Here is a 20,713-nt window from a genome sequence, read left to right as displayed (position 1 = left end):
GCTCAGTCGAACCAGCGGGCACGGGCCAGCTCCTCCGTGCGGGACGAGTCCTCCAGCAGCGCCGCGAGCTCGAAGCGGCGCTGCCAGTGCCCCGCGGCCCACGCCAGCCCGGCCGCGACCCCTTCCACGGTCGCGGCGTGCAGAACACCGTCCACGTAGCGCCAGTCCAGCTCCGTGCCGCCCGTCACCACGAGCTCCTCGTGCTCGACATACGACCGGGGAGCCGTCGGCAGCAGCTCGTGCACCGCCGCCGGAACCTCGTGGATCTCCCCCTCGGAGACCACCTGCGCGTCGTACGCCTCGCTCAGCCGGCGGACCTGGAACAGCTCCGCCAGATCACCCGCCCGGTACGGCGGCACCGGCAGCAACGGCTGTCCGGCGGCCAGCGGCAGCAGGTCCGGGGCGTCCGCGACCAGCGCGTCACCCGCGTCCACGACGCGCACCTCACCGTCGACGACGGCCCGCAGCTCGTCCGGCAGCGTCACCTGCTCCGGGTCGAGCGCGGCCAGCGCCGCGTACAGCCGCACCAGCTGCGCCGAGGTCACCGGCCGGTCCGGGTCGGCCAGCCGCGCCAGCAGCTCGGCGCCGCCGCCCGGCTCGTCGAGCAGGGCGGACACCGTCGTACGGACGCCCAGCGCGCGCAGCACCTGCTCGTCCACATCGACGTCGGCCTCGTCGTACAACCCCGCCAGCAGCGGATCGCCACCGGCGGCCCGCAGCCCGACCGGGCGGCGGCCGTCCAGCACCGGGTGGTCGCGCAGCCACCAGGCCGAGTACGCGCGCACCGACTCGGTCGTACCGTCCGGCAGCAACACCCGCACGGGCGCGGTGATCGCGTCCCGCAGCGGCGGCCTGGACAGCATCGCCAGCGCCTGCGGCCAGGCGTCGTCGTCGACCAGGTCCAGGTCCCGGACCGCCACGATCTCGGTGGCGACCGGCGGGACATCCGTCTCCGGCAGCCGGTCGAGCACGTCCTCGCACCACACGTCGACGGCGTCCAGCAGACCGACGTCGTCCGGCTCGGCCCAGTCGCTCTCGCGGGGCTCCAGCTCGTCCGGATCCAGCACCACGTCCGCCGCCCGCACCAGCGCGAACGTCGCCAGCACACCCACGGCCGTCAGCGGCTGATCGCCCCAACGGTCGGCCAGCTCCTGGTCCACCGGGGCGAGTTCGCCCTCCCGCAGGACCTGCTCCAGCGCGCTGCCCGGCAGCACCAGCTCGCCCGCCGGAGCCAGCTCGCCCTCGTCGTCGGGCAGCGCCAGCGCCCCGAGCCACGGCTCGTCGCCCGGCGCGAGACCCGCCGCCTTCACCAGCCCGAGCACGACCTCCGCCAGCTCGTCAGCGTCCAGGCCGTCCTCGTCCCACATCTCACCCGAATCCAGCGACCCCGCGACGGCCGCCCGCACCTGCGGGGTCGTCAGCACGGCGTTCGGCGTCGCGGACAGCGCGCCCAGCTTCTCCAGCAGCGGGTGCACCGCCTCGGGATCGGCCACCTTCAGCCCCAGCCTCGCCAGCGGCGCGAGGTCCACCTCGCCGTCGGGCAGCGGCAGCAGCACATGGCGCGGACCGACGACCGTGCGGCCGTCCGCCAGCGGCACCGGCAGGCCCGTCAGCCGGTCCGGATCCGTCCCGGCCAGCGTGTCGTACAGCCTGTGCCACCACGCCGCCGGGCGCTCGGCGCCCGCCAACCGGTCGATGGCGTCGGCCAGCGACAACCGCGTCACGCCCAGCGCGCGCAGCTCCGGGCGGCGTTCGAGACTCGCCGGCAGCAGCGTCGGAAACACCTCGGCGAGCACGCTGACGGCGTCCGCCTGCGCACCCTCCACCACCTCGGCGTCCACCGGCCGCAGCGCCTCGCCCTCGACCACCGGGCCGCCGACACCGCCGTCCCAGCGGCCCTCAGCCACCTCGGGCACGTCGCCGCTCTTCGGCACCGCCACCGCCCGCGGCAGGAACGCCGTACGGGGCAAGCCGTCCAGCACCTGCCGGCGCAGCTCCGCGTCCAGCTCCCCCTTGCCCAGCGGCCCCGGCACCAGGTCCACGATGCCCACACCGACCGGCTGCCAGTCGCGCAGCAGCCCCACGTACGTCTCGGCCGCCCGCGCGACCAGGAAGTCCGTCAGCGGCCCCGGCGCCGCGTGCCGTCGGCTGGGATCCATCGGGAACGACGCGATCAGCAGCGCGGGCAGCCCCAGCGGCTCGTCCGTCGGCGTCGGGGCGTGCACCACGCCCGCCGTACGCGGCCGGCCCGGCGAACCGTCCCCGTCCACCGGCACCGCCCAGGTCACCGACCACACCGGCCGCAACCGCTCCTCGACCGGCCGGTCCGCCAGCAGCCCCGCCGCCAGCGGGCCCGCCGCCGCGGCCACCCGCCACCGGGTCGCGGCACCCGCCGCGCTGTCCTCCACCAGGACCGTCCCGGCGTCCTGACGCTGCGTCAACGTCCGGACGCCGTCCGGCGTGTCGATCACGACCTCGGCCAGCGCCGGCAGCGTCAGCAGCAGCGCGTCGTCGATCCCCGCGAGCAGACGAGCCGCCAGATCCTCCGCGGCCCCGTCCCGCAGCGGCAGCACCACGACCGTGTCGTACCCGGCCGGCGCCGAGCCCTCGGCCGGGAACGGCAGCCGCAGCAGCGGCACATGCCCGTCCCTGCGCCGCAGCTCGTCCGCGAGCCCCGGCGTCTGCGCAGCCAGCGCCCTGGCCTCCGCCAACGACCACCGCACGCCCCCGGCGCGCCCGACCACCGCCGGCTCGTCACTCACCGCCAGCACCGACGCGAACCCCACGCCGAACCGGCCGACGGTGGCCTCCGTGTCCTCCCGCTTCGCCGACGCCCGCAGCGTCGACAGCGACTCCACGCCCGCCGCGTCCAGCGGCGCCCCGGTGTTCGCCGCCGCCAGCACGGCGGGGCTGTCGCCCTGCGCCGCGTGCAGCGTCAGCCGCAACCTGCCGGGCACCCCGGCCCGCACCGCCGCGTCCGCCGCGTTCTGCGCCAGCTCGACGACGAGCCGGTCCCGGTAGCCGCCGAGCGCCAGATCCTCCTCGGCGTTCGCGTCCTCCCTGAACCGCGCCGCCGACGCCGCCCACGCATCCAGCACTCCGCGGCGCAGCCGCCCCGTCCCGAACGCGTCCGCCGCCGCTGCCCCACCGGATTCCCGTACCGCCGCTGCGCCGCTCACGTCGGTGTCTCCTCGCCTCGCGTAATCCCCTGCCCGTGGAAGGTATCGCTACATGCGCCTCCGGCGGGCCTGGCGGGTACGTCAGCGCCTGCCGGCGGGGTGCGGAACGTCAGCGCCCGCGACGCCGTCACGCCTGCGGCGAGCCGCGCCATCTCCGGCGGGGGTGCGGGTACGCGGGCGCCCGCAGCGCCATCACGCCTGCGGCGGGCTCTTCCCCACCCGCCCGCCCTTTTCGCCTGCCGGCGGGGTCCAGACGGGCGGGTGCCCGGAGATCCGCTGCGCCTGCGGCGGGGGTGCGGGTACGTCGACGCCCGCGGCGCCGTCACGCCGGCGGCGGGGGTGCGGGTACATCAGCGCCCGCAGCGCCGTTGCGCCTGCGGCGGGCTCTTCCCCACCCACCCGCCCTTTTCGCCTGCCGGCAGGGGTGCACCGAGCCGGCGCCCGCGACGCCAGCCAGCAGGGGTGCGGGTACAGCGGCGCCCACAGCACCGTTGCGCCTGCGGCGGGCTTTCCCCCACCCACCCGCCCTTTTGCCCGCAGCCAGCGGGACCAGCGTCGGCATCCGGCCCGCCATTGCACCTCCCGCAGGGTGCGGAACTGCCGGAGGAGCGGTGTCGACTCCTGCGTGTGGGAGATTCCGCCCGCCACCCCCCGGTGGCTTGGACGGGAGGGGGACGGGGCCGCAGGTGGGGGGTTCGAAATGCTGCCGAGCTATTTGTGGGCCGCCAGGCCCTAAATAGTCGATTTCGAACCCCCCACCGGAGGACCCGGCCCCCGGACCCACCAACCCAACCGCTAGGAGTGACCCAGCTCCTCCGCCGGCGTCGACTCCTCCACCGACCCATGCCGGTCCGGATGCAACACCAGCGGATCGACCTCATTGATCTCGTCGAGAGTCATCGGCGCCGGCACCGGCGGCTTCGGCATCACCGCTGCCTCCGAATGGCCCCCGCAGCCGTATCCGAGCGACACGACACGCCCGTCCGCCGGCGAGAACTCGTTCCCGCAGATACCGAAGGCCTGACGCAGCGAGCCCGCGATCGGGACGAAGAAGCCGCAGCTGAGGCAGTTGGCCGGGGCCGCCTGCGCCATCGGCGTCTTGGGGCCGAACTCCTCCTCCCAGCGGTCGGCCGCGGCGTGCAGGCCGTAGCGCGAGAGGACCCGGCGCCGGCCCATGCCGATTTCCCCGGCGATCGCGCCGATGCTGCCGATCGCGGGAAGCGCGGCCGCAGGGCCGGACAGCTCCGCGTCCTCGGCCTCGACGACGTCGGCCAGCTCCTCCGAGACCACCGAGTTCGGCAGCGGCGCGTCCTCGCCGCTCCACCCGGGTTCGAGGCGGAGGTCGTCGGACTCGGTCGGGAGCAGGTCCCCGGGCCCCATGTCACCCGGCCGCAGCCGCTCGCTCCACGGCACCCACTCGGGGGCCAGGATCGAGTCGTCACCGGGCAGCAGCACGGTCTCGTCGATCGTGATGTTCTTGGCGCGCGAGGCCCGCGTCAGCGTGGTGGCCCAGCGCCACCCGTGGTACGCGGGTTCCTTGCAGGCGAAATAGTGAGTGACGACGCGGTCGCCCTCGGCGACGACGCCAAGATGCTCGCCGACCGATTGCGGCCCGGCGGCCTGCTCGGTCACAGCCAGCGCGACATCGACTGCCTCGGCGCACAGGCGGTCTGGGGTACGGCTTCGCATCGCAGCACTCACAAGAATCGATTCTCTCCGTTACGCCGTCTCACGTGTGCGCCGCCGGAGGCGGGCGGGGGCCGGAACGGAGCGGACCTGTGGACCGCGTCGACGCTTCTTTCCCTACCCGAACGTCCTCGGGCGCACCTGTTGCCACCCATTCTGCGCGATCGCACGCTACCCGTGCGCACCGCGTGCGCAAAGGAGGGGGTGACAGGCAGCTCATTTGGGGCAGGATGGCCTTCGTGGCAAGCGTAGTGACGTCCGGCCCGGGGCCCCTTCGCAGGGCGGGACGCGCCCTGGTGAGCGCGGCGCGGCGGTCCGGTGGGGCCGTGCGCCGCCGCATTCGGCGGTCCACGCACGCCCACGGGGCGGGCGAGTCCGGACTCGCGAAACTCATCGAACTGCACGCGGTGAATTCTGCGGGCGACATGTTGATCACGATCGCTCTCGCCAGCACTGTGTTCTTTTCGGTACCGACCGGCGAGGCGCGCGGCCGGGTGGCTCTCTATCTTCTGGTCACCATGGCGCCATTCGCGTTGCTGGCGCCGGTCATCGGCCCGCTGCTGGACCGGATGACGCACGGCCGCCGGGCCGCCATGGCGATGGCGATGCTGGCGCGGGCGGTGCTGGCCTGGACGATGGCGTCGGTGGTGACGACGGCGGGTCTCGGCCTGTACCCGGCGGCGCTGGGCGTGCTGGTGGCGTCGAAGGCGTACGGCGTGGTGCGCAGCGCCGTCGTGCCGCGGCTTCTGCCCGGACGGACCACGCTGGTGAAGGCGAATTCCCGCGTCACGCTGGCCGGGCTGCTGGCGACGGCGATCGCGGCGCCGATCGGTGCCGGGCTGCACATGATCGGGCCGCAGTGGCCGCTGTACGGGGCGTTCGTGGTGTTCGCGGGCGGGGCGCTGCTGTCGATGTCGCTGCCGCACAAGGTGGACTCGGCGAAGGGCGAGGCGAAGGCGCGCTTCGCCGAGCCGCGGGCCGCCGACGAGGGCGGTGCGGGCGACGGGATCGACACGCCCGGGAGCGGCCTGCCGGGCGACGGAGTGCGCGGGCGGAAGCCGGGGCTGCTGGGCGTCGGATCGTCGGTGCTGCACGCGCTGCAGGCGAACTCCGGGCTGCGCGCGCTGTCCGGCTTCCTCACGATGTTCCTGGCGTTCCTGCTGCGCGAGCACCCGTTCGGCGGGCTGACCCCGGCGTTCTCGCTGGGCATGGTGGCGGTCGCGGCGGGCGCCGGCAACGCGCTGGGGACCGCGCTCGGGGCGTGGCTGAAGTCCCGCGGCCCGGAGGTCATCATCGCGATGGCGCTGATCGGCGCGGTCGCGGCGACGACGGTCGCCGCGCTCATGTACAGCACGGTGACGGTCGCGGCGGTGGCGGCGGTGGCCGGTATCGCCCAGGCGCTGGGCAAGCTGTCGCTGGACGCGCTCATCCAGCGCGACGTCCCCGAAGAGGTTCGGACGTCGGCGTTCGCCCGTTCGGAGACCGCCCTGCAACTGTCGTGGGTGGTCGGCGGCGGGCTGGGGATAGTGCTGCCGCTGATCGGCTCGCTGGGGATGGCGGTGGGGGCCGGCCTGGTGCTGGTGGGCTTCGTCCTGTCGGTCCGGGGGCTGATGGGCGCGGCCCGGCGCGGAACGGCCCGCCCGCGCGTGGCGTGACGCCGCAGGACGCCAGCCCGCGCGTGGCGCGACGGTGCACGTGACGCCACGCCGTACCCCCGCGCGGCGTGAAGGCAACCGCCCGGTAGCCTCACCTCCATGAGCATTCGCCGCGCTGCCGCCGCCCTCGGTGCCGTGTCCCTCGGGCTGGTCCTCCTCACCGCTTGTGAGAAGCCGACCCCGCTGGCAACCGTGACCGTGGGCACCAAGACCGTGACCACCGAGGCCACTGACAAGTGCTACGCCAAGGGCAAGAAGCTGCCGAGCGCGATCTTCATCGCGTGCCTGAGCGCCACCCCCAAGCACACGATCAAGGTCAAGCCGGGTGAGAAGATCCGGGTCGGCGTCGACCCGTCCATCGGCGAGAAGGGCTGGCTGATCGCCTCGGGCGTCAACCAGAAGACGGACGTCCTGAAGGACGAGACGTACTGGACGCTCACCGAGTCCGCCGGGATCTTCACGGTCAGCGACCCGCAGACCGGCAGCTCGATGCCGCTGAAGAACGCCACGCTGAACATCGTCGGCAGCGCCGACGCCACCGCCGACAACGTCTTCGGTGTCTGGCAGTTCAAGCTGGAGAAGGCCGCATAGCGGGTCCGCGGAGATGCGCCTGCTGGTGGTGACCGCGGTGGCGGCCGAACGGGATGCCGTGACCGCCGGACTGCGCGCGGCCGCGCACCCCGCGGTGCACTGCGACGTGATCGCCGCCGGGGTCGGCCCGGCCGCCGCGGCGGCCGGCACGGCCACGGCGCTGGCCCGCGCGGAGTCCCCGTACGACCTGGTGGTCTCCGCCGGGATCGGCGGCGGCTTCCAGCCCGCCGCCCCCCTGGGGTCGGTGGCCGTCGCGCGGACGATCGTGGCGGCCGACCTGGGCGCGCAGACGCCCGACAGTTTCCTGCCCGTCGCGGAACTGGGCTTCGGAGTGAGCGAGCACCGGCCGCCCGCCGCGCTGAGCGCGGCCGTGGCACGGGCGCTGGGCGCGGTCCACGGGCCGGTCCTGACGGTGTCCACGGTGACCGGAAGCGCCGCGCGGGCCGCCGAGTTGGCGGACCGCCATCCCGGTGCCGTCGTCGAGGCGATGGAGGGGTTCGGTGTCGCGGAGGCCGCGGCGGCGCACCACGTACCGGTGCTGGAGATCCGTACGGTGTCCAATCCGGTGGGCCCGCGCGACCGCGCGGCCTGGCGGATCGGGGAAGCGCTCGCCGCGCTGACCGGGGCTTTCGGGAAACTCCCGGCGGCGCTCGATGGTGAGGACCTGGGGACCTGACATGAAGATCGCGTATTCGCCCTGCCCTAACGACACCTTCGTGTTCCACGCGTGGGCGCACGGCCTGGTGCCGGGCGCGCCCGCCCTGGACGTCACGTTCGCGGACATCGACATCACCAACACCCTGGCCGAGCGGGGCGCGGAGTGCGAGTACGACCTGCTGAAGGTGTCGTACGCCGTGCTGCCGTGGGTGCTGGACGAGTACGCGCTGCTGCCGTGCGGCGGCGCCCTGGGCCGCGGCTGCGGCCCGCTGGTGCTGACCCGCGAACCCATGAGCCTGACCGGGAAGACCGTCGCGGTGCCGAGCGAGCGCTCGACGGCGTACCTGCTGTTCCGGCTGTGGGCGGCGGCCGAAGTGCCGGGCACCATCGGGAAGGTCGTGGTCATGCCGTTCCACGAGATCATGCCGGCGGTGCGGGACGGCCGGGTCGACGCGGGGCTGGTCATCCACGAGGCGCGCTTCACCTACCAGCAGTACGGCCTGCACAAGCTCGCCGACATGGGCGAGCACTGGGAGGACACGACCGGCCTGCCGATCCCGCTGGGCGCGATCATCGCCAAGCGGTCGTTGGGCGCGGAGAAACTGCGCGCGCTGGCGGACGCGATCCGTACGTCGGTGCGGATGGCGTGGGACGATCCGGCGGCCTCGCGCGGGTACGTGCTGGCGCACTCGCAGGAGATGGATCCGGCCGTCGCCGACCAGCACATCGGGCTCTATGTGAACGAGTTCACGGCCGACCTGGGCGAGGACGGTTACGCGGCCGTGCGCGGGCTGCTCACCCGCGCGGCGGCCGAGGGGCTGGTCCCGCCCCTCGGCCCCGACGCGCTGACGTTCTGACCTTCTGCCGTTCTGCCGTTCTGAACGGCAGACGTTTCCGGAACTCCGTTGCGATCCTTAGACGTCCAACTGGTCGGCCACCGCGCGCAGCACGCCCGCGATCTTGTGGCCGTGGGTCTTCTCCGGGTACCGGCCGCGCTGCAGCGAGCGCGCCACTTCCTCCAGGAGCGTGGTGAGGTCCTGGACGATGGGCAGCAGTTCGTCCGGCTTGCGGCGCTGCGCGGCCGCGACGGACGGTGCGGGTTCGAGGAGTGTGACGGAGAGCGCCTGTTCACCGCGCTGACCGTTCACGACTCCGAACTCAACACGCTGGCCGGGCTTGAGCGCGGCCACCCCGTCGGGCAGCACCGACGAGTGCACGAAGACGTCGCCGCCGTCATCGCGGGAGAGGAAGCCGAAGCCCTTCTCGCTGTTGAACCACTTGACCTTGCCGGTAGGCACGTCCGACCTCGTCCTCATCGCTCGTAAAGCCCCCGAAAGGGCCCTGGATAGCAGTGCGGCAGGCCCGTCCTGACCGGACCTGCTCGTGCTACCAGCCTATTGGCCCGATGGCCCGTGACAAGACGCCGTGGTCCCCCATCTCTCTGGACCCGATCTACCCTGGTCGGGTGACCAACACACCTCACTCCCGGGGGACGACCCCCGCAACGTCCGAAACCCGCGGGGCGGGCGACGTCCTCGTGCGCGTCGGCGCGATCGTCTTCTTCGTGGGCGCCGTGAGCACGCTGGCCACCATGGTTCCGCTGTTCCTCGGCACCGACCCGCTGCCGACGCCCGCGTACTTCGTGTCGATGCTGATGGGCGTCGGTCTGGCGCTGGCGCTCGGCGGGCTGCTGCGCTCCGCTCTCGCGCAGAAGCGCCGGGCCCAGGAGGGTCAGGCGGCCGCGGGCGCGTAGCCGGCGAACCAGGCGGGGAACTCGGCCAGGCTCTCCAGCACCACATCCGCGCCGGCCGCCCGCAGCTCCGCCGCGTCGCACGGCCCGGTGGCGACGGCCACGGAGAGCGCGCCCGCGACGCGGGCGCCGCGCACATCGCCCGTGTGATCGCCCACATAGACCGAGGCACCGTATTCGAGCAGCGCCTCCGCCTTGGCCTCGGCCCACAGCCAGCCGCGCACCTCGGCCTCGATGCCCAGGTGCGCGAGGTGCAGCTTGGCGTTGGGCTCGTACTTCGCGGTGACGACGACCGCCCGGCCGCCCGAGGCGCGCACGGCGTCGACGGACTCGCGGGCACCGGGCAGCGCGGGCGTCGGCACGATCGCGTACGCCGGGTAGATCGCGCGGAAACGGTCCGCGGTCTCCGCGATGGCGTCGGCCGGGAACCAGTGGGCGAGTTCCTCGTCGAGCGGCGGCCCGAGACGGGTGACGGCCAGCTGCGAGTCGATGAAGACACCGGTCTCCACCGACAGCCGGTCGAGGGCGGCTTCGATCCCCGGCCGGGAGTCGATGAGGGTCATGTCGAGATCGAAGCCGACCGTGAGCGGCGGCATACCGGGAACGTTCGCAGCGGTAGTCATACCCGCCATTCTCACCCCACCCGGTCCGCACACTTAGCGAAGCCTAAGCTTACCGATGTACCGCCCACCCGCAGCCGATGGATGGACGACCCTGACATGCTCACCAGGCGCCGCCTCGGCCGGACCGCCGCGGCCGTGGTGCTGCTGCTGGTCGCGGTGGTGCTCAGCCTGGCCGTCGGCAGCCGGCAGATCCCGCCCGGCCAGGTGATCGACGCCCTGCTGCACGGCGGAACGAGCGACAACGCGCAGGTCGTCACGAGCATGCGGGTGCCGCGCACGGTCATCGGCATCATGATCGGCATCGCACTCGCGGTCGCCGGCAGCCGCCGCCGTCGCGACCGTCCTGGCCGTGCTGCTCGCGGCGGCCTGCGTCGGCTACCTCTGCGTCGGCGAGTCCTTCGTCTCCCCCGCCGAGGTCGTCAAGGTCGTCCTCGGCCGGCCCAGCCCCGACGAACTCGTCGTCGGGGAGCTGCGCATGCCGCGGCTGGTCCTCGGACTGCTGGTCGGCGCGGCCTTCGGGGTGGCCGGGGCGCTGGTGCAGACCGTCGCCCGCAATCCGCTCGCCAGCCCCGACGTCATCGGCGTGACACACGGCGCGGGCGCGGTGACCGTCGCCGCCATGACGTTCGGTCTGACCTCGTACACCGCCCTGCCGTACGTCGCGATCGCGGGCGGCCTCGGCGCCGCCGCCCTCGTCTACGTCTTCGCCTGGCGCAAGGGCCTGCACGCCTCGCGTTTCGTCCTCATCGGCATCGGCTTCTCCGTCGCGCTGTCCTCGCTGACCCAGCTCTTCCTCACCAAGGGCGACTACCTCGTCGCCCAGCAGGCCAAGGTCTGGCTGACCGGCTCGCTCAACGGCCGCGGCTACGAACAGGCCGGGCCGCTCGCGCTCGTCATGCTGCTCCTGCTGCCGTTCGTGGTCTGGGCGGCCCGCGCGCAGCGCACCGTCGCCTTCGACGACGACACCGCGACCGCCCTCGGCGTACGGCTGGGCCGGGTCCGGTACGCCGACCACCTCATCGCCATGAAGTCCGGCCGCATCGTGGCGCAGGGCGCTCCGGGCGACGTGGTCACCGCGGAGCTGGTGCGCGAGGTGTTCGGGCTGGAATCGGTCGTCGTACCGGACCCGGTCACCGGGGATCCGCTGGTCGTGCCGGGCGCGCCGTGGCGCCCGGGGAGGACGGCGACGGCGGATCACCTGACGGTCAGACCCGCCGGCTCCGCCAGAACACGTACAGCGCGGAGCTGACAGCGGCCACTCTGACCACCACCGGAAGCCCGTCCCGCAGCGCCTGCCCCATCGTTCCCTGCGGGACCGGCTCGCCCCACTTCCCCGCGGTCCGCCCCCACAGCCAGACGAGCAGACCCCCCGCCGACATGCCGGGAATGCCGAACACCGCGAACTTCGCCTCGTTCTGCGACAGCCGGCGCGAGAAGTACACGACCAGCCAGCCCAGCCCCAGCGGAATCCACGAGCCCATCACCGCACCCGCGACCAGCAGGGCCCCGGCCACCAGCAGCAACGGACTGGCCCGCCCCAGCGGCTCCCGCGCCACCCGGATCCGGCGCCGCCGCAGCAACCGCCGGCGCGGCGCGACCTCGTCGACCTCCTCCTCCGGCGCTTCCTCCTCCAGCGCCTCCGGCTCCGGCTCCTCCTCTTCGTCCTCCTCGTCGAGGTCGAAGTCGAAGTGCACCCCGCCCGTCATCCCGGGCAGCCCCGTCAACTCGTCCCCCGGCCCGGTCTCCGGTCCGACCCGCCACCAGTCGGGCTCCCCCTGGGAGTCCTCCCGCTGCTGCGGAACCTTCCGGAACGACGGCGTCCGCTCCGACGGCACCTGCGGCCTGCCGGCCGCGGCCTCCACGACCTCGTCCGGCGACCCGAGCCGCCCCAGAATCCGCCGCACCGCCGCCGGACTGTCCCCGGCCCCGGCCCCCGAACCACTGACCCGCTCGCGGTCGATGTCCTTGCGCAACTGTGCGACGAGCCGCATCCGTTGGGCCGCGGGCAGCGTCGTCTGCGCCAGGTCACCGACCCGGCTCAAGTAGTCGAACACGAGCTGATCGCTCTCGACGCCCATCCACCCCACCCGCCCAAACCGCTTGCTCGACCGCTCCGTTGAAGGTACCGCGACGTCTCCCACTGGGGGGAGACGAACGCCTCCGGCGGGGGGCGCGGGTCGCCCCCGCGCGCCGGTCGCCTCCGGGGCGGGGGTGCGGGTACGTCAGCGCCCGCGCCACCGTTGCGCCTACGGCGGGCTTTCCCCCACCCTCCCGCCCTTTCACCTACCGGCGGGGTGCGCCTGCGGCGGGCGAGCGATGCGGGTACGACGGCCCGCGCGCTTGCGCCTGCGGCGGGCCTTCCCCACCCTCCCGCCCTTTCGCCCACCGGCGGGGTGCGCCTGCGGCGTGGGTGCGGGTACGTCGGCCCCCGCCGCCCCTGCGCCTACGGCGGGTGGGCAATCTCCCGCGCCCTCCCCGGCCGGCTGTGACGGGAGGGGGACGGGGCCGCAGGTGGGGGGTTCGAAATGCTGCCGAGCTATTTGTGGGCCGCCAGGCCCTAAATAGTCGATTTCGAACCCCCCACCGGAGGGCCCGGCCCCCGCACCCCCCACCGCGCCATCAAGGGGACCGGTAATGTGAGACGGATGACCGCACCCCGCACGCTGGCAGAGGATCTGCGGGCCCGCGGCGACGAAGCGCTGGCCGCGCTGCTCCGTGCCCGCCCGGACCTGCTCAGTCCGGTTCCGAACGACCTGACGCAGCTCGCGACACGCGCGGCGACCCGCGCCTCCGTCGTCCGGGCCCTGGAGCGGCTCGACCGCTTCACGCTGCAGACCGCCGAAGCCCTCGCCGTCATGCCCGACGGCGGCGCCTACGCCGTCCTGCGGGCCCTGATGACGGGCGACGCCGCCGACAAGGCGACCGACGCGGCGCTCCCGCACGCCGTGGAGAGCCTGCGCGCCCAGGGGCTGGTGTGGGGCGGCGAGGACCGGCTGCGGCTGGTGCGCACCGCGCGCGACCTGCTCGCCCCGTCGGCGTCCGTACCGTCGCCCACCGGTCTGGGCCCGTCCGTCGCGGAGGCGACGGCCGGGATGTCGCCGGCCCGGCTGCAGGAGATCCTCGCCGACGTGGGGCTGCCCGCGACCCACGACCCGATGAGCGCGGTAGCGGCCCTGGCCGATCTGTTCAGCGACCGCAAGCGGATGAAGAAGCTGCTGGCGGCGGCGCCGGACGGCGCCACCGGCGCGCTCGGCAAGCTGGCGTGGGGCCCGCCGTACGGCGAGGTCGGCGACGCCATCGCGCCGGTGCGGGCCGCCACCGCGTCCACGCCCGTGCAGTGGTTGCTGGCCCGGGGCCTGCTGCTGCCCGCCGGGCAGCACAACGTCGTGCTCCCCCGCGAAGCGGCCCTGCATCTGCGGGCGGGCCGCGCGCACCGCACCGTCGAGCCGGCGGCGCCGGCCGTCACGCCGGTCGAACACTCTCCACAGGCTGTGGACGGCACCGCCGCCGGCCAGGCGTTCAACGCCGTCCGCACCGTCGAGGAGCTGCTCAAGGCGTGGGAGACCGGCGGCCCGCCGGTGATGCGGGCCGGCGGCGTCAGCGTCCGCGACCTGAAACGGGTCGCGACGACGCTGGACGTGTCCGAGACGATGGCCGCGTTCTGGCTGGAACTGGCGTACGCGGCGGGGCTGCTGGCCTCCGACGGCGAGCTGGACGAGGCGTACGCGCCGACGCCCGCGTCGGACGACTGGCTGCGGCTGCCCGCGCAGGAGCGGTGGACGGCGCTCGCCGCGGCCTGGCTCTCCGCCACCCGCACTGCGGGCCTGGTCGGCAGCCGTGACAGCAAGGGCCGCGCGCTGTCCGCGCTCGGCCCCGAACTGGACCGCTCCCTCGCGCCCGAGGTGCGGCGGCGCGTTCTGGAGCTGCTCGCCGCGCTCCCCGAGGGAGCCTCCGCCGCCCCGGCGGAGCTGCTCGATCGGCTGCGCTGGGACCGGCCGCTGCGCGGCGGCTCGGGGACGGACGCGCTGCGCGCGGAGCTGCTGCGCTGGACGGTCAGCGAGGCCGAGCTTCTCGGCCTGACCGGCCGCGGCGCACTGGCCGGACACGCCCGCGCCCTGCTCGGGCCGGCCCCGGCGGTGCCGCGCCGCCGCACGTCCGCGACCACGACCACGCCGCCCGCGGATCAATCCCGCCCCGTCAGCACCCCCGCCGAAGCCGCGGCGGCGGCCACGGCCGCCGCGAGCCGCCTCGCGCCGCTCCTCCCGCAGCCGCTCAACCACGTGCTGCTGCAGGCGGACCTCACCGCGGTGGCGCCGGGCCCGCTGGAGGCACCGCTCGCGGAGATGATCGGCGTGCTGGCCGACATCGAGTCCAAGGGCGGGGCGACGGTGTACCGGTTCACCCCGGAGTCCGTACGCCGGGCGCTCGACGCCGGACGTACCGCCGCCGACCTGCACGCTTTCCTCGCCGAGCACTCGCGGACATCCGTACCGCAGCCGCTCAGCTATCTGATCGACGATGTGGCCCGCCGGCACGGCCGGCTGCGCGTCGGCGCGGCCTCCGCGTATCTGCGGTGCGACGACGACGCGCTGCTCAGCGAGCTGCTGGCGGACCGCCGGGCCTCCGGCCTCGGCCTGCGGCGCCTCGCGCCGACCGTGCTCGCGGCGCAGAGCGCGCCGGAGACCCTGCTGGAGCGGCTGCGCGCGATGGGTTTCGCGCCGGCCGCCGAGTCCGCCGACGGCGATGTCGTCATCACCCGCGCCGACGCCGTCCGCACCCCGCGGCGGGCCGCGCCCACCCCGGTCACCGACGGACCGCCGGTCCCGGACGGCACGCTGCTCGGCGCCGCGGTCAAGGCGATCAGGGCCGGCGACCGGGCCTCGACGGCCGTGCACCGCGAGAGCGTCCCGGCCCCCTCGGCCAGTGGCGGGCTGCCCCGTACGGCCGCCGCGGAGACCCTCGCCACGATGCAGGCCGCCGTACTGACCGGCGACTCGCTCTGGATCGGTTACGTGAACGCGGACGGCGCCGCGAGCCAGCGCGTCATCGGCCCGGTGCGCGTCGAGGGCGGTTTCGTCACCGCCTACGACCACACCGCCGACGAGGTGCGCACGTTCGCGCTGCACCGCATCACCGGCGTCTCGGAGCTGGCCGACGACCCGGCCTGAAGACGGCGACGCAGCGCGTTCAGGCGTTCAGGCGTTCTCGCGCTTGCGCGGGCGCCGGGCACCATCCTCACCGTTGTCCGACCGCCGCTGCCACCAGTGGTGGCGGCGCGGGTGCAGGGCCCGGCCCAGGCGCCGGCCGAGCAGCAGATAGCCGATCAGCGCGCCGGTGGTGTTGAGGATGACGTCGTCGATGTCGAAGGCCCGGCCCTCGACGATCGCCCCCTGCGCCGCCTCGACCAGCACCATCACCAGCGCGGTCACCAGGACCACCCGCAGCAGACCGCGGGTCTTCGGGAACAGCACCGGCAGCAGGATCCCGAACGGCACCCCGAGAACCAGGTTGCCGCCGATCTGCTTCACCGTGTCGCGGAACGCCGGTTGGTCGATGTACTGGCGGATGGAGTCGCCCGGCCGCAGATTGGTGTGGATGAGCTTGACCGACGCGGGCGACGGCTGGAGCGTCAGCTTCGCCAGCACCACGGCGAAACCGACCATGAAGACGAAGGCCAGCACCATCACCAGCGCGCGGACCAGCCCGGCGGCGAACGATCGGGGCTCGGCACGATCATCACGGGAGACCGGTCTCGGCTTCGCCACCCCCTTCGGCACGGCCTTCGACGCCGGCTTCCGCGCGGGGTTCCGGGCCGGCTTCCGTGTGGTCTTCCCCACGGGCTTCCACGACGCGGGCTTCCACGAGGTGGGCTTCCATCGGCCCCCAGCCGCCTTCGGACGCGGTTTGAGCGCGCGCTTCGCCTTCAGGCGCTTGCGGGCCGGCTGGAACAGATCCGTGCGAGTCATGCGTTCCCCCCATCCAGGTCGAGGGGGCGTCTACCCCCTGCCCGCGGCCGTACGCAGCGCCCGCCACTGCCGATGACCGGGATGCGCGACACTGGAGGCTTGCCTCCATCACGAACCGAAGGGTGTGGCACTTGAACAACGGGCCTCTCATCGTCCAGAGCGACAAGACGCTGCTCCTCGAGGTCGACCACGAGCGCGCGGACGCGTGCCGTCGCGCCATCGCCCCGTTCGCGGAGCTGGAGCGCGCCCCCGAGCACATCCACACCTACCGGCTGACCCCCCTCGGCCTGTGGAACGCGCGGGCCGCCGGGCACGACGCCGAGCAGGTCGTGGACGCGCTCGTCGCGTTCTCCCGCTACCCCGTACCGCACGCGCTGCTCGTCGACGTCGCCGAGACGATGGACCGCTACGGCCGCCTCACCCTCAGCAAGCACCCCGTCCACGGGCTGATCCTGACCAGCACCGACCGGCCGGTGCTGGAGGAGATCCTCCGCTCGAAGAAGGTCCAGCCGCTGGTCGGCGCCCGGCTCGACCCGGACACCGTCGTGGTGCACCCGTCGGAGCGCGGCCAGATCAAGCAGACGCTGCTGAAGCTGGGCTGGCCCGCCGAGGACCTCGCGGGGTACGTCGACGGCGAGGCGCACCCGATCGAGCTCAAGGAGGACGGCTGGGCGCTGCGCCCGTACCAGCAGCAGGCCGTCGAGGGCTTCTGGCACGGCGGCTCCGGCGTCGTGGTGCTGCCCTGTGGGGCGGGCAAGACGCTGGTCGGGGCCGGTGCCATGGCGACCGCCAAGGCGACGACGCTGATCCTCGTCACCAACACCGTCTCCGCCCGGCAGTGGAAGCACGAGCTGATCAAGCGGACCTCGCTCACCGAGGAGGAGATCGGCGAGTACAGCGGCACCCGCAAGGAGATCCGCCCGGTCACCATCGCCACCTACCAGGTCCTGACGACCAAGCGGAAGGGCGTCTACGCGCACCTGGAGCTCTTCGACTCGCGCGACTGGGGCCTGATCGTCTACGACGAGGTGCACCTGCTGCCCGCGCCGGTCTTCAAGTTCACCGCCGACCTGCAGGCGCGGCGCCGGCTGGGCCTGACGGCGACCCTCGTACGGGAGGACGGGCGCGAGTCCGACGTCTTCTCCCTCATCGGGCCGAAGCGGTTCGACGCGCCCTGGAAGGAGATCGAGGCGCAGGGCTACATCGCGCCGGCCGACTGCGTCGAGGTCCGCGTCAACCTCACCGACACGGAGCGGCTCGCCTACGCGACGGCCGAGCCGGAGGAGAAGTACCGCTACTGCGCGACGACGGCGTCGAAGCGGCGCGTCACGGAGGCGCTCGTCGCGAAGCACGCGGGCGAGCAGACGCTGGTGATCGGGCAGTACATCGACCAGCTGGACGAGCTGGGCGAGCATCTGGACGCTCCGGTGATCAAGGGCGAGACGTCGAACGCCCAGCGCGAGAAGCTCTTTGAGGCGTTCCGGCAGGGGGAGATCAGCGTGCTGGTGGTCTCCAAGGTCGCCAACTTCTCGATCGACCTGCCGGAGGCGACGGTCGCCATCCAGGTCTCGGGCACGTTCGGCTCCCGCCAGGAGGAGGCACAGCGGCTCGGGCGGGTGCTGCGGCCGAAGGCGGACGGGCACGAGGCGCGGTTCTACTCGGTGGTGGCGCGGGACACGATCGACCAGGACTTCGCAGCGCACCGCCAGCGGTTCCTGGCCGAGCAGGGGTACGCGTACCGGATCATGGACGCGGACGAGCTGCTGGCTTAGCGCGCGGGTTGTGGTTCCGGCACAGCCGGCCTGCGGGCGCGCGGGTGGTGTCTGTGACGTGCATTCGTGACGGCAGTGGTGCGGGAACCCCCGGCCGAAGGTGGGTGGGGAAAGCCCGCCGCAGGCGCAACGGCGCTGCGGGCGCCCGCGTACCCGCACCCCCCGCCGGCAGGCGTGACGGCGGCAACGGGGGCCGTGGTTCAAATGCCGCGGCCCAGCCGGAGGCTGAAGGTGGAGCCGTGGCCGCGGCCACGGCTCGTGGCGGTGGCGGTGCCGCCATGGGATTCGGCCAGTTGGCGGACGATGGCCAGGCCGAGGCCGCTGCCTCCGGTCTGACGGTTGCGGGATTTCTCGGCGCGCCAGAAGCGGTCGAAGACGTGGGGGAGGTCGTCGGCGGCGATGCCGGCGCCGGTGTCGGTGATGTCGATCACGACGTGGTCGTCGTCGCCGTAGCCCCGCAGGCAGACGCTGCCGCCCGACGGGGTGTGGCGGATGGCGTTCGAGACGAGGTTTCCTACGGCCTGCCGCAGGCGTACGGGGTCGGCCTGGAGGCCGATGTCGCCGGGGGTGACAGTGAGGGCGACGCCTGCGGAGGCGGCACGGGCGCGGTGGGCCGCGGCGACCTGTTCCAGGATGTCGCCGAGGCGCACCGCTTCGGGGTGGACGCGGAGCGTCCCGGCGTCGGCGGCGGCCAGGTCCTGGAGGTCGTCGATGATGTGCTGGAGCTGGAGCGCTTCTTCGAGGAGCGAGGAGTTCAGGGCGTGGTCGGGTTCGGCGACGCCGTCCTCCACCGCTTCGAGCCAGCCGCGGATGTTGCTGACCGGGGTGCGCAGTTCGTGGGCGACATCGCTGACCATGGCCTTGCGCTGGTCGGCGAGGCGTTGGCGTTCCTGGGACATGTCGTTGAAGGCGGCGGAGAGCCGGCCGATCTCGTCGCCGGTGGCGACGGTGACGCGCGCCGAGTCGTCGCCGTCGCGCATGCGCTGGGCGGCGTCGGTGAGGGCGCGCAGCGGGCGGACGAGGCGGGCGGCGAGCAGGAGCGTGACGGCCGCGGCGAGGGCGAGGACGAGCGCGGCGACGCCGGCGACCCGCAGGGTGTTGGAGCGGGAGAGGGCGAAGCCGGGGGTGGTGGCGCCGCTCGGGTCGGTGACGAAGAGGTACGCGGCGGGGGCGACGAAGTCGCGGAGCTGGTCGCGGCGCACGGTGTCGACGCAGTCGGCGGTCTTGCGTTCGATCACGCCGCCGCCCTTGGCGTCGCGGGGGGCCAGGACACGGGCGGTGGGGACGTCGGGGGCGGGGACGGGGGTGGGGACGGCGACGGGTCCCGACCGGCCCCAGGTGAGGTCGGGGTTGAGGTCGAGCAGCGGCAGGTTCTCGGCCGTGAGGCACTTCTTGAGACGGGCGTTGAGGTCTGCGAGGGCGGATCTCTCGGTGCCGGTGAGGGCGGCGAGCCTTCTGCCGCCGCAGGACTCGTCCAGCACGTCGGTGGGGTCGCCACCGACGACCTTGATGTGCGGGCGGCCGCCGGGGCCGTCCGCGATCTCGCCGACGATCATGTATTCGCCGAGACAGGTGACGCTGCGCCGGGCGAGATCGTGCAGCTGCTTGCGTTCCCCGGGGAGCAGCCGGAACGGGCCGACGGCGCGCGGGTCGATGTCGCCCGCGGTGGCGCCGGGGACCATGGTGGCGTCGACGTGCAGCGGGTCGAGGGCCGCCGACTGGGTCAGCGGGAGCGGCGAGCCGGCCGGTGCGGAGTCGGCGATCGGTCGCCGGTCCTGGGTGGTGACGGCGATCCGGCGCTGGGTGCCGGCGGCCAGTTCGCGGACGGTGGGCGCGACGTCGTTCCAGTTCGCGTGGGTGGCCGCGTACTCGGCGAGCTTGCCGTAGATCAGGGCGTCGTTGGCGAGATAGCGGCTCTGCTCCTGCTGGATGGAACCGGAGGTCGTCTGCACGGCCAGCCAGGTGGTGGCCGCGACCGAGCAGGTCGCGACCAGGACGAAGGAGAGCAGCAGCCGCCCGAGCAGGCTCTTGCGGAACGGGACCCTGCCGCGGGCCGGCCGGGGTTCACGGGCCATCGTGCCCGCCGTCCGCCAGCTTGTAGCCCACGCCGAAGACCGTCACCACGTAGCGGGGCCTGCGAGGGTCCGGTTCCATCTTCTTCCGCAGGTTCATGATGTGCACGTCCACCGTCCGGGTGGTGATGTACCGGTCGAACCCGTGCACCTGCTCCAGGAGTTGGGCCCGGCTGAAGACCCGCCCCGGCAGGGCTGCCAGGGCGGCGAGGATGTGGAACTCGCCGGGCGTGCAGTCGACGGGTCTTCCCTCGACGGTCACCTCGTGCCGCGCCGGGTCCACGGTGAGCCCGCCGACCCGCAGCACGGGATCGGGGGCTGGGGGCACCTCCCAGCGGGGGCTGGGGGGCTGCCTGCGCGCGCCGCTGCGCCGCAGCAGGGTCCGGATCCGCGCCATCAGTTCGCGGGGGCTGTACGGCTTGGTCATGTAGTCGTCGGCGCCCAGATCGAGGCCGAGCAGCAGATCGTCCTCGGTGGAGCGGGCGGTGAGCATCAGGATCGGCAGGTCGGACTCGGCCCGCAGCACGCGGGCCACGTCCAGACCGTCGACCCTCGGCATCTGGATGTCGAGGACGAGCAGGTCCGGCTCCCTGCGGCGGGCCTCCTCGATGGCGGCCCGCCCGTCATGCACGACGGTGACCGTGTGGCCCTCCCGCCGCAGATAGCGGCGGACCAGCTCGGCCTGCTTCTCGTCGTCCTCGGCGACCAGCACGTGTGCGCACATGAGGGCGAGCGTAAGCGTATTCAGGGACCCGAACACGA

General features: G+C 73.7%; 16 protein-coding genes and 2 pseudogenes. 9 read left to right on the top strand and 9 right to left on the bottom strand.

Annotation, left to right across the window (positions count from 1 at the left end):
- Nucleotides 1-2: 2 nt before the first annotated feature.
- From AC07DC_RS10840 to AC07DC_RS10830, 3 genes are all read right to left on the bottom strand, one after another.
- A complete protein-coding gene (locus AC07DC_RS10840; protein ID WP_478913874.1) occupies nt 3-3,179 on the bottom strand; it encodes a sacsin N-terminal ATP-binding-like domain-containing protein in 3,177 nt (1,058 codons plus the stop codon).
- Nucleotides 3,180-3,371: 192 nt separating this feature from the next.
- Nucleotides 3,372-3,578: a hypothetical protein gene (locus tag AC07DC_RS10835; protein ID WP_478913872.1), complete on the bottom strand. Its 207-nt coding sequence runs from the start codon at nt 3,576-3,578 to the stop codon at nt 3,372-3,374.
- A gap of 396 nt (nt 3,579-3,974) precedes the next feature.
- On the bottom strand, nt 3,975-4,868 hold the full coding sequence (locus AC07DC_RS10830) for a DUF3027 domain-containing protein (RefSeq protein ID WP_478913870.1): 894 nt from the start codon (nt 4,866-4,868) through the stop codon (nt 3,975-3,977).
- Nucleotides 4,869-5,095: 227 nt separating this feature from the next.
- On the opposite strand from AC07DC_RS10830, the gene AC07DC_RS10825 reads away from it, so the two are divergent.
- From AC07DC_RS10825 to AC07DC_RS10810, 4 genes are all read left to right on the top strand, one after another.
- Entirely contained in the window at nt 5,096-6,520 is a 1,425-nt protein-coding gene (locus AC07DC_RS10825; protein ID WP_478913869.1) for an MFS transporter, read from the top strand.
- A gap of 99 nt (nt 6,521-6,619) precedes the next feature.
- Nucleotides 6,620-7,111 (top strand): hypothetical protein, encoded by a 492-nt coding sequence (locus tag AC07DC_RS10820; RefSeq protein ID WP_478913867.1) that lies wholly within the window; start codon nt 6,620-6,622, stop codon nt 7,109-7,111.
- Nucleotides 7,112-7,124: 13 nt separating this feature from the next.
- A complete protein-coding gene (locus AC07DC_RS10815; protein ID WP_478913865.1) occupies nt 7,125-7,787 on the top strand; it encodes a futalosine hydrolase in 663 nt (220 codons plus the stop codon).
- Between the two features lies 1 nt (nt 7,788).
- Nucleotides 7,789-8,625, top strand: a complete 837-nt coding sequence (locus tag AC07DC_RS10810; RefSeq protein ID WP_478913863.1) for a 1,4-dihydroxy-6-naphthoate synthase — start codon at nt 7,789-7,791, stop codon at nt 8,623-8,625.
- A gap of 57 nt (nt 8,626-8,682) precedes the next feature.
- Here the strand turns inward: AC07DC_RS10810 and AC07DC_RS10805 are convergent, their stop codons facing one another.
- Nucleotides 8,683-9,066: a cold-shock protein gene (locus tag AC07DC_RS10805; RefSeq protein ID WP_138358916.1), complete on the bottom strand. Its 384-nt coding sequence runs from the start codon at nt 9,064-9,066 to the stop codon at nt 8,683-8,685.
- Between the two features lie 167 nt (nt 9,067-9,233).
- Here AC07DC_RS10805 and AC07DC_RS10800 point away from each other — a divergent pair, with 167 nt between their 5' ends.
- Nucleotides 9,234-9,521 carry a hypothetical protein gene (locus AC07DC_RS10800; RefSeq protein WP_478913861.1) on the top strand — a complete coding sequence of 96 codons (288 nt, stop codon included), beginning with the start codon at nt 9,234-9,236 and terminating at the stop codon, nt 9,519-9,521.
- On the opposite strand, the gene AC07DC_RS10795 is transcribed toward AC07DC_RS10800, so the two are convergent.
- Nucleotides 9,500-10,141 carry an HAD family hydrolase gene (locus tag AC07DC_RS10795; RefSeq protein ID WP_478913860.1) on the bottom strand — a complete coding sequence of 214 codons (642 nt, stop codon included), beginning with the start codon at nt 10,139-10,141 and terminating at the stop codon, nt 9,500-9,502. The two genes, AC07DC_RS10800 and AC07DC_RS10795, sit on opposite strands and share 22 nt — an antisense overlap.
- A gap of 81 nt (nt 10,142-10,222) precedes the next feature.
- On the opposite strand from AC07DC_RS10795, the pseudogene AC07DC_RS10790 reads away from it, so the two are divergent.
- Together AC07DC_RS10790 and AC07DC_RS10785 are read left to right on the top strand one after the other, a co-directional pair.
- A pseudogene (locus tag AC07DC_RS10790) lies at nt 10,223-10,465 on the top strand (iron chelate uptake ABC transporter family permease subunit); the annotation flags it as partial.
- Nucleotides 10,464-11,228, top strand: a pseudogene (locus AC07DC_RS10785) (FecCD family ABC transporter permease); the annotation flags it as partial. The pseudogenes AC07DC_RS10790 and AC07DC_RS10785, both read left to right, overlap by 2 nt.
- A 118-nt stretch (nt 11,229-11,346) precedes the next feature.
- On the opposite strand, the gene AC07DC_RS10780 reads toward AC07DC_RS10785, so the two are convergent.
- On the bottom strand, nt 11,347-12,219 hold the full coding sequence (locus AC07DC_RS10780) for a hypothetical protein (protein WP_478913858.1): 873 nt from the start codon (nt 12,217-12,219) through the stop codon (nt 11,347-11,349).
- Between the two features lie 567 nt (nt 12,220-12,786).
- Here AC07DC_RS10780 and AC07DC_RS10775 point away from each other — a divergent pair.
- Nucleotides 12,787-15,309, top strand: coding sequence for a helicase-associated domain-containing protein (locus AC07DC_RS10775; RefSeq protein WP_478913856.1), 2,523 nt, complete (start codon nt 12,787-12,789; stop codon nt 15,307-15,309).
- Between the two features lie 27 nt (nt 15,310-15,336).
- Here the strand turns inward: AC07DC_RS10775 and AC07DC_RS10770 are convergent, their stop codons facing one another.
- Nucleotides 15,337-16,107 (bottom strand): VanZ family protein, encoded by a 771-nt coding sequence (locus AC07DC_RS10770; protein ID WP_478913855.1) that lies wholly within the window; start codon nt 16,105-16,107, stop codon nt 15,337-15,339.
- A 131-nt stretch (nt 16,108-16,238) separates the two neighbouring features.
- Here AC07DC_RS10770 and AC07DC_RS10765 point away from each other — a divergent pair, with 131 nt between their 5' ends.
- Nucleotides 16,239-17,879 (top strand): DNA repair helicase XPB, encoded by a 1,641-nt coding sequence (locus AC07DC_RS10765; RefSeq protein WP_478913853.1) that lies wholly within the window; start codon nt 16,239-16,241, stop codon nt 17,877-17,879.
- Between the two features lie 200 nt (nt 17,880-18,079).
- Here AC07DC_RS10765 and AC07DC_RS10760 read toward each other — a convergent pair whose 3' ends face one another.
- Nucleotides 18,080-19,954 carry a sensor histidine kinase gene (locus tag AC07DC_RS10760; RefSeq protein ID WP_478913852.1) on the bottom strand — a complete coding sequence of 625 codons (1,875 nt, stop codon included), beginning with the start codon at nt 19,952-19,954 and terminating at the stop codon, nt 18,080-18,082.
- Nucleotides 19,944-20,675: a response regulator transcription factor gene (locus tag AC07DC_RS10755; protein ID WP_478913850.1), complete on the bottom strand. Its 732-nt coding sequence runs from the start codon at nt 20,673-20,675 to the stop codon at nt 19,944-19,946. The genes AC07DC_RS10760 and AC07DC_RS10755 overlap by 11 nt, the downstream gene beginning before the upstream one ends.
- Between the last annotated feature and the right edge of the window lie 38 nt (nt 20,676-20,713).

The sequence above is a fragment of the Streptomyces sp. NPDC045021 genome (genome assembly GCF_056432645.1).
The sequence above is the reverse complement of the archived record's forward strand: the minus strand, read 5'-3'. Positions and strand labels throughout refer to the sequence as shown.

Excerpts from the sequence above, each read along its gene's own strand:
- AC07DC_RS10755 (WP_478913850.1), bottom strand. The coding sequence starts at position 20,675 with ATGTGCGCACACGTGCTGGTCGCCGAGGACGACGAGAAGCAGGCCGAG.
- AC07DC_RS10780 (WP_478913858.1), bottom strand. The coding sequence starts at position 12,219 with ATGGGCGTCGAGAGCGATCAGCTCGTGTTCGACTACTTGAGCCGGGTC.
- AC07DC_RS10810 (WP_478913863.1), top strand. The coding sequence starts at position 7,789 with ATGAAGATCGCGTATTCGCCCTGCCCTAACGACACCTTCGTGTTCCAC.
- AC07DC_RS10770 (WP_478913855.1), bottom strand. The coding sequence starts at position 16,107 with ATGACTCGCACGGATCTGTTCCAGCCGGCCCGCAAGCGCCTGAAGGCG.
- AC07DC_RS10830 (WP_478913870.1), bottom strand. The coding sequence starts at position 4,868 with ATGCGAAGCCGTACCCCAGACCGCCTGTGCGCCGAGGCAGTCGATGTC.
- AC07DC_RS10825 (WP_478913869.1), top strand. The coding sequence starts at position 5,096 with ATGGCCTTCGTGGCAAGCGTAGTGACGTCCGGCCCGGGGCCCCTTCGC.
- AC07DC_RS10795 (WP_478913860.1), bottom strand. The coding sequence starts at position 10,141 with ATGACTACCGCTGCGAACGTTCCCGGTATGCCGCCGCTCACGGTCGGC.
- AC07DC_RS10815 (WP_478913865.1), top strand. The coding sequence starts at position 7,125 with ATGCGCCTGCTGGTGGTGACCGCGGTGGCGGCCGAACGGGATGCCGTG.
- AC07DC_RS10775 (WP_478913856.1), top strand. The coding sequence starts at position 12,787 with ATGACCGCACCCCGCACGCTGGCAGAGGATCTGCGGGCCCGCGGCGAC.
- AC07DC_RS10760 (WP_478913852.1), bottom strand. The coding sequence starts at position 19,954 with ATGGCCCGTGAACCCCGGCCGGCCCGCGGCAGGGTCCCGTTCCGCAAG.
- AC07DC_RS10820 (WP_478913867.1), top strand. The coding sequence starts at position 6,620 with ATGAGCATTCGCCGCGCTGCCGCCGCCCTCGGTGCCGTGTCCCTCGGG.